Origin of the sequence: Pusillimonas caeni (assembly GCF_003545815.1) — a bacterium.
GTDB lineage: Bacteria > Pseudomonadota > Gammaproteobacteria > Burkholderiales > Burkholderiaceae_B > Pusillimonas > Pusillimonas caeni.
The window spans coordinates 16,799-30,695 of sequence record NZ_PDUW01000013.1; the positions used below are offsets into that span (position 1 = coordinate 16,799).

Consider the following 13,897-nt stretch of genomic DNA (forward strand, 5'->3'; position numbering starts at 1 on the left):
CCGGGAGGGGAATGCGCGTTAGGGTGCGTAGCCGCGCATCATGGCGCACAAGAACGCCACGTCCTCTTCCGACGCGGTTTCGCCGTCGTTCAAATGGTAGTTCAAGGCGTATCCGTCGAACGCCATCAACAAGAACCTGGCCAGGGCGCGGTGCTGTTCGCGCGCCAACGCCGGCAGGCACTCCGCCAGCATGTCGGCCAGGCCGCGCTCGACCACCACGCGCAGGCTGGAGCTGTATTTTTCTTTGCTGCCGGGCGCGGAGAGAGCCTCGATGAGGCTGTTGCAAAAGCCGTTGTCGGCGGCGGGCAGGTCGCGCCAGACAGCCATGACGATCTTGCGCAGCTTGTCGTCTGGGGTGGCGCAGTGCGCCAGCGCGGCGCGCAGCTCGTCCAGCCTTTCGGCGAACCATTGCTCGTACACCCGGGCAAGCAATTCGAGCTTGGAACTGAAATACACGTAGATATTGGCGGGCGAGACGCCGGCGGCCCTGGCCACCTGCGGAACGCGGGTGCCGGCATAGCCGTGCTGCATGAACAGTTCTCGGGCCGCGCAGACGATGGCCTGCTCGACTTCCGCCTTTCTGATCTGTACCACTTCCTGTCCTTGTGATGGCGCTGTTTTTCGGGCGCCGCAGGCGTGCCGGCCCCTTCAGGGAAAACCACAATATACGCTCTCGGTGCAATCTACCATTATTGCCCATAAAACCGAATATTGTTCGTTATTGTCGCAGTTGCCGTGGCGGCCGTGGTTCGAGAAGATCGAACTCTCTATCATCCACGGGCGCGGCCACGCTTGCCGAAGCATCCCCTATCTGGACCGATGATGAAAATAGAGCTTTACCCTCCCCAGGAACCCATGTCGGCCAATATGCTGGCCTACCACAAGAAACTGGTCAGCCAGGCCGACGAAAGCCGCGCCCACGAAATCCAGTATGGCGCCGATCCCTACCAGAGCCTCATGGTGTATCCGGCCGACCAGCCCGACGGCACGGTGCTGATGTATATGCACGGCGGCGGCTGGACCAACGGCTACAAGGAATGGATGGCGTTCATGGCGCCGGCCCACAATGCGCTGGGCGTCACCTTCGCCACGGTGGGCTATCGCCTGGCGCCGCAGCATGTGTTTCCCGCCGGCTTTCAAGACTGCGGCGACGCGCTGCGCTGGCTGGCCAACAATGTCGCGCAGTACGGCGGCGACCCGGAACAGATCTTCGTCGGCGGTCACTCGGCGGGCGGCCATTATGCCGCCCTGCTGGCCACCGCGGAAGCCCTGCCCGACGGCGGCGACGTGCGTTCCTTGATACGCGGCTGCGCGCCGGTGTCGGGCAGCTATTACTTTGGCGAAGACTCCGGCATGGCGGTGCGGCCGCGCTTTCTGGGCGCGCCCGAAGCCGGCAACGAGCGGCATGCCGCTCCCCTGTGGCGGTTATCCGGCCCCGCCTGCCCATTTCTTCTGACCTGGGGCGAAAACGACTTTCCCCATCTCATCGCTCAAGCCCGGAAAATGTCCGACGCGTTGCAGCAGCACGGCACCCGCGTCGACACTCTGGTGCTTCCCGGGCAGGATCATTTCACGGCCAGCTACGCGGCCGGCGAAGCGGGCGGATTGTGGCCGAACCGTCTTCATTCGTGGATGCTGTCCATTACCGGATAGAACCTGCGACGGGGCTGCGCGGGGTATCCACCGGCCTGCCTGCGCATGGCAACGGCGCGCGCGGCGCTAAACTGATAATGTCCAGAAATGTTCAGAACGCAGGGGGGCCCTGGCGTCCCGGTGCTGCTTCATGGTACTAATAAGCGCTGCCGCAGCCACGTACGGAGCAAGCATGCCGTCTCGCCCAAGAACCACCATCAACCGTCCCGTCTTCGCCGCATCGGCCTTCTTCATCCTGGCCCTCGTCCTTTTCGCCATACTTACGCCCGAATCGGCCCAGCGCCTGTTCAGCGTTGTCCAGGACTGGATACTCACCAACGCGAGCTGGTTCTACGTGCTGACCGTGGCCATCATCCTCATCGCGGTGGTCTTCCTGGCCTTCAGCCGCTACGGCGACATCAAGCTGGGGCCCGACCACAGCCGGCCCGACTACCGCGACGTCACGTGGTTCGCCATGCTGTTCTCCACCGGCATGGGCATCGGCCTGATGTTCTTCGGCGTGGCCGAGCCCGTCATGCACTTCATCGATCCGCCGGTCGGCGCGGGCTCGACGGTATTCGACGCCCGCGAAGCGATGAGCATCACCTTCTTTCACTGGGGGCTGCACGCCTGGGCCATCTACGCCATCGTGGGGCTGATCCTGGCCTTCTTCAGCTATCGGCACGGACTGCCGCTGCGGCTCCGCTCCGCGCTGTATCCGTTGATCGGCAATCGCATCCATGGGCCGATAGGCCATGCCGTGGACGTCTTCGCCATCATCGGCACGGTGTTCGGCGTGGCCACTTCGCTGGGCGTGGGCGTGTCCCAGATCAACAGCGGCCTGAACCATTTGTTCGACCTGCCAGTCACCATCCCCGTGCAGATCGGCCTCATCGCCATCGCCTGCGGGCTGGCCACCATCTCGGTCGCCAGCGGCCTGGACCGGGGCATACGCATGCTGTCCGAGTTCAATCTGATTCTGGCCGTGCTGCTGCTGTTGTTCGTGCTGGTGCTCGGGCCGACCGTGTTCCTGCTCCAGGCCTTCGTCCAGAACACCGGCAGCTATCTGTCCGACATCGTCCACAAGACCTTCAACCTCTATGCCTACGAACCCAACGACTGGATAGGCGGCTGGACCCTCTTCTACTGGGGCTGGTGGATCGCCTGGTCGCCCTTCGTGGGCCTGTTCATCGCCCGCATTTCGCGCGGCCGCACCATACGCGAATTCGTGCGCGGCGTGCTGCTGGTGCCGGCCGGCTTCACCCTGTTCTGGATGACGGTGTTCGGCGACAGCGCCATTTATCTGATTTTGGTCGACGGCGCGCAGAATCTGGCCGAAATCGTGAGGGCGGACAGTTCACTGGCCCTCTTCGCGTTTTTCGAGACCTTGCCGCTGGCCAGCATCACGTCCTTCATCGCCATCGTGATGGTGGTCGTGTTCTTCATTACCTCGGCCGACTCGGGCGCCCTGGTGGTCGACTTGCTGGCGTCCGACGAGGCCAGGAACTCGCCTGTCTGGCAGCGCATATTCTGGTCGGTGCTGATGGGCGTCGTGGCCATCGCCCTGCTGCTGGCCGACGGGCTGACCGCGCTGCAGACGGCCACCATCGCCAGCGCCCTGCCGTTTTCCATCATTCTGCTGGTGGCGATATGGGGGCTGTTCAAGGCCCTGAAACTCGACGCCACCAAACGGCGCATCCGCTACCAGACCATTACGCGCTCCCAGCCGCTGGTCGGCGGACAAGGCTGGCAGCGCAGGCTGCGCAACATTGTCATGATGCCCACCCGCAGACATGTGCTGCGCTTTATCGACGATGTGGTGGTGCCTGCCATGGAGGCTGTGGCGAACGAACTGCGGCGCCAGGGGTACGAAGTGAACGTCGGCCGCGACGCCGAAAACGGCCAGGCCGATCTGCACGTGGAGCATCACGGTGAATACCTGGACTTCAGCTATGCGGTGCGCCCGCTCGAGCAGATGCAGCCCAGCCTGGCCATGGACGAGGACAGCGGCCAGGAAGAACGCCGCTATTGCCGGGCCGAGGTCTTCCTGCGCGAAGGCGGCCAGGACTACGACATCATGGGCTGGAGCAACGACGAGGTCATTGGCGACATCCTGGACCAGTACGAGCGTCATCGCCAATACCTGCACATGGTGCACGGCTCGACGCGGTCCAAGCCCGAGCCGGAGTCCGGCGACTGACAGGCGGCGCTCCTCATCGATCAGGGCCGCTCCCATGGCTCCGCAAAGGCGGGCGTAGCGGCGCGCCCGGCCGCCCTGCAATGCGCTTGCGATAGAATGCGGCCCTGCCCGGAGGCAGGGCCGGGCCTCAACCGGCGCACCCCCGCTGCGGGGCACATTATTTGCTGCCTGCGAAGCCTATGCAGCTTCGGAGAACGCCATGACCACCCAGCCCCTCCGCATCACCGTGAACGGCCAGGAGCGCCGGCTCTCCGTGGGCGCCGACGTCACCCTGCTGGACGCGCTGCGCGAGCATCTGCAGCTTACCGGCACCAAGAAGGGTTGCGACCATGGGCAGTGCGGCGCCTGTACGGTGCTGGTCGACGGCCGGCGCATCAACGCCTGCCTGACGCTGGCGGTCATGCAGGAAGGCCGCCACATCACCACCATCGAGGGCCTGGCGCAGGATGACCACCTGCATGAACTGCAGCGCGCCTTCATCGAGCATGATGCCTTCCAGTGCGGCTACTGTACGCCGGGGCAGATCTGCTCGGCCCAGGGCCTATTGAATGAGAAACGGCTGGATGGCGGCGAAGGCGATTTGCGCGCCGCCATCCGCGAATACATGAGCGGCAATCTGTGCCGCTGCGGCGCCTACGTCAATATCGCCGACGCCATCGAAGCGGTGCACCGCAAAGGGGTTGCGCGATGAACCCATTCCGCTATGAACGCGCGCTCGACGTCGATCACGCTGTGCAGGCCGCCAGCCAGGGCGGCCGCTTCATCGCCGGCGGCACCAATCTGCTCGACCTGATGAAGGAGAATGTCGAACGGCCCCGGCGGCTGGTGGACATCAGCCGCCTGAATCTGGACCGCATAGAGCCGCTTTCCGACGGGGGCCTGCGCATCGGCGCGCTGGCGCGCAATGCCGACCTGGCGGGCCATCCGCAGGTGCTGCGGCAATATCCTTTGCTGAGCAGCGCCCTGATGGCGGGCGCCAGCCCCCAGCTGCGCAATATGGCCACCACGGGCGGCAACCTGATGCAGCGCACGCGCTGCTATTACTTCTACGACACCGCCACGCCTTGCAACAAGCGCTCGCCCGGCTCGGGCTGCGGCGCGGTGGGCGGCTGTACGCGCATCCACGCCATTCTGGGCGCCAGCGAACATTGCATCGCCGTCCACCCTTCGGACATGTGCGTCGCCATGGCGGCGCTTGGAGCCACCATCAACGTCGCGGGGCCTCAGGGCCGGCGGACCATACCCTTCGAGGAATTTCATCGCCTGCCCGGCGATGCGCCCCAGTACGACAACACCCTGGGCGAAGGCGAACTCATCACCGGCGTGGACCTTCCCGCCGAAGGCTTTGCCGGGCACTACAGCTATCTGAAGATACGCGACCGCCTGAGCTATGCCTTTGCCCTGGTCTCGGTCGCAGCCGCCCTGCGCCTGGAAGACGACGGCCGCATCGCCGAGGCGCGCGTGGCATTGGGCGGAGTGGCCCACAAGCCCTGGCGCCTGCCCGATGCCGAGCGCATGCTGGCCGGCGAAACTCCGGGCAGCCGCGTATTCGCCCGCTTTGCCGACGCCCTGCTGGAGGGCGCAACGGGACAAGGCGACAATGAATTCAAGATCGAGCTTGCCTGCCGCGCAATCGTGCGAGCCCTCGAGCAGGCCGCCAACGGCACACCGCAATCGCAGGTGGACAAGCGCATTGCATGACAAGGCGCGGCGCCCCATGCTGCCATGGGAAGCGCCACGCCGGCAGGCTAAGGAGGCAACATGACCCAATCACCCGGCAACAGCACGATTCCCGGCATCGGCGCGGCCATAGACCGTATCGAAGGCATCGCCAAGGTCACCGGACAAGCGCGCTATGCCGCCGAACATCCGAGCGAGGCACTGCTATACGGCGTGGCGGTATGCGCGGGCGTTGCGCGCGGCCGCATCCAGTCGCTGGACATCGCCGGCGCCATGAAGACGCCGGGGGTGGTTCAGGTGCTGACCCACGAGAACCGGCCCCACGTGCCCTGGTATGAAACCACCGAAGACGACGACACGGCCGGCAATGCCAAGCCGCCCGTTCCCTTGCTGCTCAATGACGTCATCATGTACAGCGGCCAGCCTATCGCGCTGGTCGTGGCCGAGACGTTCGAGGCGGCGCGCCAGGGCGCCATGCAGGTCGAAGCCGCCTATGAAACCCAACCGCACAACACCCTGCTCGATACCGCGCTGGCGCAACGCTTTACCCCCGCCGACAAGGCCCAGGGCAACATCGTGCGCGGCGACACGCACACCGCGCTGGCCGAGAGCGCGGCCCGGATCGATTGCCGCTACGAGCTGGCCATGGAGCATCACAACCCGATGGAAATGCATGCTACCACCGTGCAATGGCATGGCGAGGGACGGCTGACCGTGTACGACAAGAACCAGGGGTCGCAAAACGCGCAGCGCCAGCTCGCCCAGGCCTTCGGCCTGGACCCCGATTCGATCGAGGTCGCCAATCATCACGTCGGCGGCGCCTTCGGCTCGGGCCTGCGTCCGGGCTATCAAGCCTATCTGGCCATGCTGGCCGCCCTGATGTTGAAGCGTTCGGTGCGCGTGGTGATGACGCGCCAGCAGATGTTCACCCACGTACACCGCCCCGCCGCCATGCAGGACATGCACCTGGCCTGTGATACGCGCGGCAGGCTGCAGGCCATGGATGTCACCGCCACCACCAGCACGGCGCGGATCGAGACCTATACCGAGAACCTCGTCAAATGGGGCGCCATCGCCTACCCTTCCGACCACGTCCGGCTGGATTACGCCGTCGCCCCCATCGACACGCCCACGCCTGGCAATATGCGCGCACCCGGCGCGGCCACCGGCGTCAATCTGCTCGAAATGGCGCTGGATGAACTGGCCTATGCCAACGGCATGGACCCGCTCGCCCTGCGCCTGGTGAACTGTTCGGACGTGGACGGCATCACCGGCCACCCCTTTACCAGCAAGGCGCTCAAGAAAGCCTACGAGGCCGGCGCCGAGCGCTTCGGCTGGGACAGGCGCAGCCTGGAGCCCCGCTCGATGCGCAAAGGCAAGGAACTGATGGGGTGGGGCATGGCCACCGGCATCTGGGAAGCACTGGTCCTGCACGCCAGCGCCACCGCCACGCTGGACGCCGGAGGCATATTGACCGTTCGCTCCGCCGCCTCGGACATCGGCACCGGCACCTATACCATCATGGCGCAGATCGCCGCCGGCGCGCTGGGCCTGCCCCTGGATCGCGTGCGGGTGGAAATAGGCGAATCCGGCTTGCCCGACTCGCCCTTCGCGGGCGGCTCCGCCATGGCCGCCTCGGTGGGCGCGGCGGTCCACCGCGCGTGCAAAGGCGTGGCCCGGCAGCTCTCCGACCGGGCCGGCGGCCGGAACCGCGACATCGATCTCGGGCAGCTCGCCGCCCAGGCCCCGGACGGACGCATCGAATGCTCCGCCACCGTCGAGCCGCCGCAGGAAGACGGCAAGGCCCGCAACACGCATTCGGCGGTATTCGCCGAAGTGTGCGTGGACGAAAGGCTGGGCGTGGTGCGCGTCACCCGCCTGCTGGCTTCTGTGGCCGCCGGCCGCATCATCAACCCCAAGACGGCCCGCAGCCAAGTGCTGGGCGGCCTGGTGATGGGCATGGGCATGGCGCTGCAGGAGGAAGCCCTGTTCGACCATCGTCTCGGTCGCATCATGAACCACAACCTGGCCGAATACCACATACCCTGCCATGCCGACGTGCACGACATGGAGGTGATCTTCGTCGAAGAACCCGACGGCCAGGCCAGCCCTCTGGGCGTGAAGGGAGTCGGCGAGATCGGCATCGTGGGCACCGCGGCGGCCATTGCCAACGCCCTCTATCACGCCACCGGAAAACGCATCAGGACACTGCCCATCACCCTCGACAAGCTGTTGTGACATACATATCGTTACAGACAATAATGTCTGAAATGATATGATTTTGTCTCAATGGCCGCTATGGCTATCCGCCGTGCCGCCGGCTCTACGACGAGCCGGGCGCGAATAAGGTCAAATTCTATGGATGAGCCATGCAAGGTTTCTGGAAGGAACATGCAGGCCTGGGAATGCTGGGCCCGGGCGCCGACGAAGCGCTCGCGCCCCTGGCGGCGCCTGAAATCAGACAGCGCGTCCTGATCGCCCATTTTTTTGCCCGCCTGCGCCATGCCTCGCAGCACTACATCGGCCTGCCGTTCGGCCGCGCCATGCTCGAGCGCTGGATGCGCGGCAAGATCGGCGGCCGTCTCGTCGAAGACTGGGGGCTGCCCCGCCACGTGCTGAGCGAAGTGATGGGCGAAGAAGCCCTGACGCTGCACGTCGACCCGCGCAAGCTCATCCAGGAAGCCATCCACGCGCCCCTGCATGTCGAAAAGCGCCCCTCCCCCCTCGCCTTCATCTGGGACGGCTCCTGGGACGAGCGCCGCGAAGACCTGCGCACGGGCAGCCGCTATCGATTGATCAGCGAACTGGACCAGAACCGCCATCGCCTCGAAAACACCGCCCGGTATGCAAAGCTTCTGGCCCGCATCGAGACCGGCAAGCCATGGGCCTCCCACCAGCAGGGCGTCTTTCTCGACACACCCGAAAAAATCCGGCACTACCTGCGCGTCTATATCGGCTTCATGGACGACATGGCTCTCAACGGCTTCGACCCGGCGCGCGGCAAGGACGCGCTGGACGTGGCGATTTCCCGCGAGGGACGCATTCTTAAAATCGATCGCGGGCTGCATCGCCTGGCCATGGCCCAGCGCCTGGGCCTGCCTTCGATTCCCGTGCGCGTACGCCACGTCCACCGCCTATGGTGGAAGCGCATCACAGAGGGCGCCCACGGGGCAGAAGCCCTGCAGCGCGTGGAACAGGCTCTGCGCCAATGCATGCCTGAAGAGTCGCCCGGCCCGCTGGACGAAATGCCGGCTCCGGCATTGCCCGACGATTTCTGGCCCGAGCCGCGGCTCCCCATCCGCGGGAACATTCAGTAAAATCCAGACGCGAAACGTTGCTGCCTGTGAGCCGGATGTTCCGAACGGCGTGCGGGCCGCGACGCGGACAGCAAGCCGGAGGCACGCGGGCCAACTTCAATAATGCCGGCATGGAGCGAATATGACTGGAGCGAAACTCCGGAACCGAGAGCAATTGCTTGTAAGCCTGGCCAATGCGCTGGCGGACGAGCCGCGTGCGTCGATGGGCCAGTTGGCCGCGATGGTGGGACTGAGCCGCGCCACGCTGTGCAGGCATTTTCCGTCGCGCGAGGCCATGATGCTGGCCCTGTTCGAAGCGGGCGTCAGCCAGGCCGAGCAGGCGTTGACGCGCGCCCGCCCCGATGAGGGCGATGTGGAACAGTGCGTGAAGCGCCTGATCGAAGAGCTGCTGCCCATTGCCGAACTGTATGCCTACATCGATCAAGAACTGCGGGACGATGATGCCGTGGCTTCCCGGGCCCAGCCTTTCAGGGAGTCGCTGATCGGCCTGTTCCAGCAATGGCAGGCTTCGGGCCGATTGCGTGTCGACCTTCCGGCCGCCTGGCTGGTCGAATCCATGTCGGCCCTGCTGCGCAGCGCCGCAACCATGATACGCTCTGGAAGGCTGGCGCGCCGCGATGCTGTGCAAAGCGTCTTCGGCCTTCTGTGGCATGGCATGTCCAGATAGGCGTCCGCCGGCACGAGTTCCATCTGCTACTGTATCGACATGAAGACTTTGATTGTTGGCGCCGGCGCGGTCGGCGCGCTGTTCGGCTCGAGCCTGCATCAGCACGGCGCAGAGCTGCACTTTCTGTTGCGCCCGGCACGCAAGGCGCTGGTCGACGCCGAAGGCCTGACACTCGAACTGCCATCCGGCTCGCGCCGCATCCAGCCGCGCACCGTCACCGCCGATCGGCTGGAGGGCGGCTACGACCTCGTCGTCCTCGCCAACAAGGCGCCCGCGCTCGACAGCGTCATCGCCGACATCTCCGCGGCCGTGGGCCCGGCGACCCACATCCTGCCCCTGCTCAACGGCCTGCGCCATCTCGATCGCCTGGATCAGGCTTTCGGACAAGAACGCGTGCTGGGCGGCATTGCAAAAACCATCGCCACCCAGGTGTCGCCCACCCGCATCCGCGTCAGCAATGCCTACAGCAGCCTGACCGTGGGCGCCCGCATCGCAAGCCAGCAGGCCAAGGCAAGGGCCGTCTGGCAATTGATGTCCGAGGCCGGCGTGGACGCCGAGCTCAGCGAACGCATCATGGACGATATGTGGGACAAATTCTGCCGCATGGCTGCGCTGGGCGCCGCCAACTGCATGCTGCAAGGCACCGTGGGCGAATACATGCGCAGCCAGGCGGGCGGCGCCATCGCCCTGCAGTTGCTGCGCGAATGCACCGACACCGCGCAGGCTGCCGGCCACCCCATGCATCCGCAGGACATCGCGGGCTTCCAGCGCGCGCTCACCAATCCCCATTCCAGCTTCAATTCGTCGATGTATCGCGATATGCGGGCCGGCCTGCCCATCGAGGGCGACCACCTGGTGGGCGACATGTTGCGCCGGGGCGAAGCAGCCGGCCTGGCCTGCCCCATGCTCGCCGTCGCCAATGCCGTGCTGCAGACTTATACCGCCAGGCGCGAGGCCTGAGACCCCGTCGCCGCGCTGGAATCGAGCAGATACGCCACCACAGCAGCGAAGTCGCCGGCAAACACGATGCGCGACGACTTCTGCTCGCGCTGATAAGCGTACATGGGATCGTAGTATTCCGTCAGCAAGGCTTCTATCCAGCCATGGTGCGGGTCGACACCGCCGCCGCGCCGCTGCTCGGCCAGCGCCTCGTCCATGATGGCCGCCAGGCGCGCGTAGCGCTCGCCGCCCAGCCGGCGCTTGATATTGTCCAGGCTCTGGCGCAAGCGCCGGGCGTATAGATCGAAACCCGGGTCCTCGCCATGAAGCGCGGTGAACTCGGCGCACAGGTCGACGACGTAATCGCGCGCAATGCGCCGCACCCGGTTCTCGAGCGTGTCCTCCAGCCAGACCACGGGACGGCGCTGCATGTCCTGGTACAGATCAAGCGGCAGGCTGCAGCTGCCTATGAGCCGGCTTTCGTCTTCCACGACGAAGCCCGCATGGCCGGCGGCGCGCTTTCTGAGCACGTCGATGGACAGGCGGTTCTCGAAATCGATCTGCGCCGGCTGAGCCGACGCGCGCTTGCCGAAGCTGGAGCCGCGGTGATGGGCATGCCCCTCCAGGTCCAGCGCATGCGCGAGCTGCGCCAGCACGTCGGTCTTGCCCGTGCCGGTCATGCCTCCCAACACGGTGAACCCGCATTCGGCCACCGCGCTCTCCAGGGTCTGCAGCAGAAAGCCGCGCATGGCCTTGTAGCCGCCCACCACTCTGGGGTAGGGTATGCCGGCCTCGGCCAGCCATTGCTGCGTGATGCGCGAACGGTGGCCGCCGCGGAAGCAGTACAGGTAGCCCTGCGGATGGGATGCGGCAAAATCCGCCCACGCCGCAATGCGTTCGGCCTTGAGTTCTCCGCTGACCAGGCGGTGCCCCAAAGCGACGGCCGCCTCGGGCCCATCGCGTTTGTAGCACACGCCCACCTCGTGCCGCTCGGCGTCGTTCATCAGCGGCAGGTTGACGGCGCCCGGAAACGCCCCTTTGTTGAACTCCACGGGCGCGCGCACGTCCATCAAGGGTAGGCCGCTTAGAAACAACGCGCGGTAATCGTCGGTATCGTTACGAGTCATGATGCCGCCAATTTTAACGCCCGACCGGCGCAACCCGACGTCCACTCGATATGAATTACGCCCTTGCCGCCAACGCCGTCCTGATCGTCCACGGCCTCTTCGTCGCCTTCGTGATCTTCGGCGGCCTGCTGGCGCTGTGGCGCCGGCGCCTGGCCTGGCTGCACCTGCCCGCCCTCGCCTGGGGCGCGACCGTCATCGCCATGGGATGGATATGCCCGCTGACGCCGCTGGAGAATCATCTGCGCGCCTTGGCGGGCCAAGGCACATACGACGGCGGCTTCATCCAGCATTACCTGTGGCCGCTGATCTACCCACCCGGCCTGACTCGCGGCATGCAGGCCGGGCTGGCCGCGCTGCTGGTCGCGGGAAACACCGCCGTCTACCTGACCCTGTGGCGGCGGCGCAAAAGGCCCGAAGCGCCGGCGCCAGATGGAAATGAACCGCGAGCGTTCGAAGGGACGCCAATAGCCCGAGGCCTCCGGCGGAGAAGGGGCAACGGACGGATAAACGATGCCGATCAATAATGCGGCGGCCTTTCCTGGGCATACGGGTCGGGGCCTTCGGCCTCGCCCTCGTTCATTCTGCGCACCAGCGCCTTGTACAAGGCTTGCAGCTCCTGTATCTGCTTTTGCTGTTCGTAGACCAGTTCGCTCAGCTGCTGCGTCAGGTCTTCCTGAGCGGTGAGCTTTATCTCGATGTCGATGAAGCGTTGTTCGTAATCCATATCGCGCCAATGCATGGTGCCGATTCAAAGCACCATTTTACTTCGCCAGCATATTGGCCAGCATGAAGCCCGAACCCGCCCCCGTGCCCGCGCCGGGCCAGGTGGACGCGCCGCACAGATACAGCGACTTGATCGGCGTGCGATAGCGCGAATAGCCCGCCACAGGCCGGAACAGGAAGTTCTGGTCGAGGTGATGGCTGCCGCCCAGGCTGTCGCCTCCGATGAGGCAGGGGTTTTCGCGCTCCAGATCGGCAGGCGTCATGACGCGGCGCGCCAGTATCTTGCCGCGCAGGCCGGGGGCATAGGTTTCCAGCAGTTCGAGCACGCGGTCGGCGTATGCCTGGCCGCAGGCCTCCCAGTCGGCGCCTTCTATCCGGCCCAGCGCATCGCCGCGGATCTGCGCCGGCAGGACGCGTACCTGCAGCCACAATACGTGCCTGCCCTCGGGCGCGCGGGACGGATCCAGAGCCGTGGGCTGGCCCACCACCACCACGGGCTCGGCAGGCAGCAGGCCGGCGGCGGCTTCGGCATAGACGCGCGACATCATGGCCATGTCCGGCGCCACATGCACATAGGCGTACTTTTGCAGGTGCGCACCGGCCTTCCAGTCGGGCAGGCCGTCGGTGGCCAGGTGTATCATCATCGCGCCCGGCCCGGCACGGAAGGCCCTCACCCTGGACTCGAAGGATTCAGGCGCCGACCCGGCAGGCAGCAAGCCGCCGAAAACCAGCCTGGGATTGAGGTTGGCCACCACGGCGCGCGCCGCGGCAAACTCGCGCCCGTCCTCCAGCACGACGCCGGTGGCCGCGCCGTCGCGCACGGTGATGCTGCGCACCGGCGCGCCGGTGATGATGTCACCGCCCTTGGCGCGCAACAGCCCGGTCATGGCGCGGATGATGGTGTCCGCCCCGCCCTTACCGATGACCATGCCGAAATTCTGGTTCGCCATGGACTCCAGGTAGGGAAACAGGGCACCGCCCGCCGCGTCGGGCGCGAAATCGACGTGCAGGCCCCAGGCCGCCATCATGGCCTTGAGCTTGTCGCTTTCGAAATGGCGGTCCAGGAAATCGCGCGGCGAGGCCAGCACCAGGCGAAGCAGTTCGTACAAGCCGCCCATGCCCTGCCCGCGCCAGGCGTTGAACAGCGTGCGCACCGCGCCCCACGAGGGCATGGGCGACCCCAGCAGTCCGAAAAGATGGGGCGCGGTCTCTTTGAAGCGGGCCGCCATCTGGCTCCATGCCACGGCATCCCTGGGCGATAGCGCATGGATCGCCGACACGGTCTCTTCCAGGTTCACGCCCACGCCCAGCGCAGTGTCATCGCGGAACACCGAGGCGAAGCAGTGCTGCGCGGGCACGAATTCCAGGCCATGCGCGGCGAGCTCGCCTTTGTAGCGCTGGCAAAAGGCCGAACCGGCGAAATTGGAAAGATTCATGGCGCAGAGGTCGTGCCGGTAGCCGGGCAGCGTGAGTTCCTGCGTCTTGACGGCCCCTCCGGCCTCATCGCGGGCCTCGACCACCAGCACCTTGCGGCCCTGGGCGGCCAGATGCACGGCCGCCGCCAGGCCATTGTGGCCCGCACCCACGACGATGACTTCATAGCTCATTGCGT

The 13,897-nt window shown here is 65.7% G+C and carries 12 protein-coding genes and 1 pseudogene; 9 read left to right on the plus strand and 4 right to left on the minus strand.

The window, feature by feature from the left end; genetic code table 11:
* Positions 1–18: 18 nt before the first annotated feature.
* The gene (locus CSC67_RS19990) at positions 19–594 is read right to left on the minus strand and encodes a TetR/AcrR family transcriptional regulator (protein ID WP_118996225.1); all 576 of its coding nucleotides are present in this window, start codon (positions 592–594) and stop codon (positions 19–21) included.
* A 225-nt stretch (positions 595–819) separates the two neighbouring features.
* On the opposite strand from CSC67_RS19990, the gene CSC67_RS19995 reads away from it, so the two are divergent.
* From CSC67_RS19995 to CSC67_RS20030, 8 genes are all read left to right on the plus strand, one after another.
* A complete protein-coding gene (locus CSC67_RS19995; RefSeq protein WP_118996226.1) occupies positions 820–1,653 on the plus strand; it encodes an alpha/beta hydrolase in 834 nt (277 codons plus the stop codon).
* 172 nt (positions 1,654–1,825) lie between these two features.
* A complete protein-coding gene (locus tag CSC67_RS20000) occupies positions 1,826–3,832 on the plus strand; it encodes a BCCT family transporter (RefSeq protein ID WP_118996227.1) in 2,007 nt (668 codons plus the stop codon).
* A 199-nt stretch (positions 3,833–4,031) separates the two neighbouring features.
* Positions 4,032–4,523: a (2Fe-2S)-binding protein gene (locus CSC67_RS20005; protein ID WP_118996228.1), complete on the plus strand. Its 492-nt coding sequence runs from the start codon at positions 4,032–4,034 to the stop codon at positions 4,521–4,523.
* Positions 4,520–5,533, plus strand: a complete 1,014-nt coding sequence (locus tag CSC67_RS20010) for an FAD binding domain-containing protein (protein WP_118996229.1) — start codon at positions 4,520–4,522, stop codon at positions 5,531–5,533. Before CSC67_RS20005 ends, CSC67_RS20010 begins: the two co-directional genes overlap by 4 nt.
* A gap of 60 nt (positions 5,534–5,593) precedes the next feature.
* Positions 5,594–7,750: a xanthine dehydrogenase family protein molybdopterin-binding subunit gene (locus tag CSC67_RS20015; protein WP_118996230.1), complete on the plus strand. Its 2,157-nt coding sequence runs from the start codon at positions 5,594–5,596 to the stop codon at positions 7,748–7,750.
* A 131-nt stretch (positions 7,751–7,881) separates the two neighbouring features.
* Positions 7,882–8,829, plus strand: a complete 948-nt coding sequence (locus CSC67_RS20020; RefSeq protein ID WP_118996231.1) for a hypothetical protein — start codon at positions 7,882–7,884, stop codon at positions 8,827–8,829.
* 121 nt (positions 8,830–8,950) lie between these two features.
* Positions 8,951–9,496, plus strand: coding sequence for a TetR/AcrR family transcriptional regulator (locus CSC67_RS20025; RefSeq protein ID WP_118996232.1), 546 nt, complete (start codon positions 8,951–8,953; stop codon positions 9,494–9,496).
* Between the two features lie 39 nt (positions 9,497–9,535).
* Complete coding sequence (locus tag CSC67_RS20030; protein WP_118996233.1) at positions 9,536–10,456, plus strand: ketopantoate reductase family protein; 921 nt, start codon at positions 9,536–9,538, stop codon at positions 10,454–10,456.
* On the opposite strand, the gene mnmH is transcribed toward CSC67_RS20030, so the two are convergent.
* Positions 10,432–11,562, minus strand: coding sequence for a tRNA 2-selenouridine(34) synthase MnmH (gene mnmH / locus CSC67_RS20035; RefSeq protein ID WP_118996234.1), 1,131 nt, complete (start codon positions 11,560–11,562; stop codon positions 10,432–10,434). The two genes, CSC67_RS20030 and mnmH, sit on opposite strands and share 25 nt — an antisense overlap.
* A gap of 50 nt (positions 11,563–11,612) precedes the next feature.
* On the opposite strand from mnmH, the pseudogene CSC67_RS20040 reads away from it, so the two are divergent.
* Positions 11,613–11,972: pseudogene (locus CSC67_RS20040) on the plus strand (DUF2784 domain-containing protein); the annotation flags it as partial.
* A 107-nt stretch (positions 11,973–12,079) separates the two neighbouring features.
* On the opposite strand, the gene CSC67_RS20045 reads toward CSC67_RS20040, so the two are convergent.
* Positions 12,080–12,301 (minus strand): SlyX family protein, encoded by a 222-nt coding sequence (locus tag CSC67_RS20045; RefSeq protein ID WP_245220313.1) that lies wholly within the window; start codon positions 12,299–12,301, stop codon positions 12,080–12,082.
* Positions 12,302–12,323: 22 nt separating this feature from the next.
* Positions 12,324–13,892: a phytoene desaturase family protein gene (locus tag CSC67_RS20050; RefSeq protein ID WP_118996236.1), complete on the minus strand. Its 1,569-nt coding sequence runs from the start codon at positions 13,890–13,892 to the stop codon at positions 12,324–12,326.
* Positions 13,893–13,897 lie beyond the last annotated feature (5 nt).

Excerpts from the sequence above, each read along its gene's own strand:
- CSC67_RS20010 (WP_118996229.1), top strand. The coding sequence starts at position 4,520 with ATGAACCCATTCCGCTATGAACGCGCGCTCGACGTCGATCACGCTGTG.
- CSC67_RS20005 (WP_118996228.1), top strand. The coding sequence starts at position 4,032 with ATGACCACCCAGCCCCTCCGCATCACCGTGAACGGCCAGGAGCGCCGG.
- CSC67_RS20025 (WP_118996232.1), top strand. The coding sequence starts at position 8,951 with ATGACTGGAGCGAAACTCCGGAACCGAGAGCAATTGCTTGTAAGCCTG.
- mnmH (WP_118996234.1), bottom strand. The coding sequence starts at position 11,562 with ATGACTCGTAACGATACCGACGATTACCGCGCGTTGTTTCTAAGCGGC.
- CSC67_RS20050 (WP_118996236.1), bottom strand. The coding sequence starts at position 13,892 with ATGAGCTATGAAGTCATCGTCGTGGGTGCGGGCCACAATGGCCTGGCG.
- CSC67_RS20015 (WP_118996230.1), top strand. The coding sequence starts at position 5,594 with ATGACCCAATCACCCGGCAACAGCACGATTCCCGGCATCGGCGCGGCC.
- CSC67_RS20000 (WP_118996227.1), top strand. The coding sequence starts at position 1,826 with ATGCCGTCTCGCCCAAGAACCACCATCAACCGTCCCGTCTTCGCCGCA.
- CSC67_RS20045 (WP_245220313.1), bottom strand. The coding sequence starts at position 12,301 with ATGCATTGGCGCGATATGGATTACGAACAACGCTTCATCGACATCGAG.
- CSC67_RS20020 (WP_118996231.1), top strand. The coding sequence starts at position 7,882 with ATGCAAGGTTTCTGGAAGGAACATGCAGGCCTGGGAATGCTGGGCCCG.
- CSC67_RS20030 (WP_118996233.1), top strand. The coding sequence starts at position 9,536 with ATGAAGACTTTGATTGTTGGCGCCGGCGCGGTCGGCGCGCTGTTCGGC.
- CSC67_RS19995 (WP_118996226.1), top strand. The coding sequence starts at position 820 with ATGATGAAAATAGAGCTTTACCCTCCCCAGGAACCCATGTCGGCCAAT.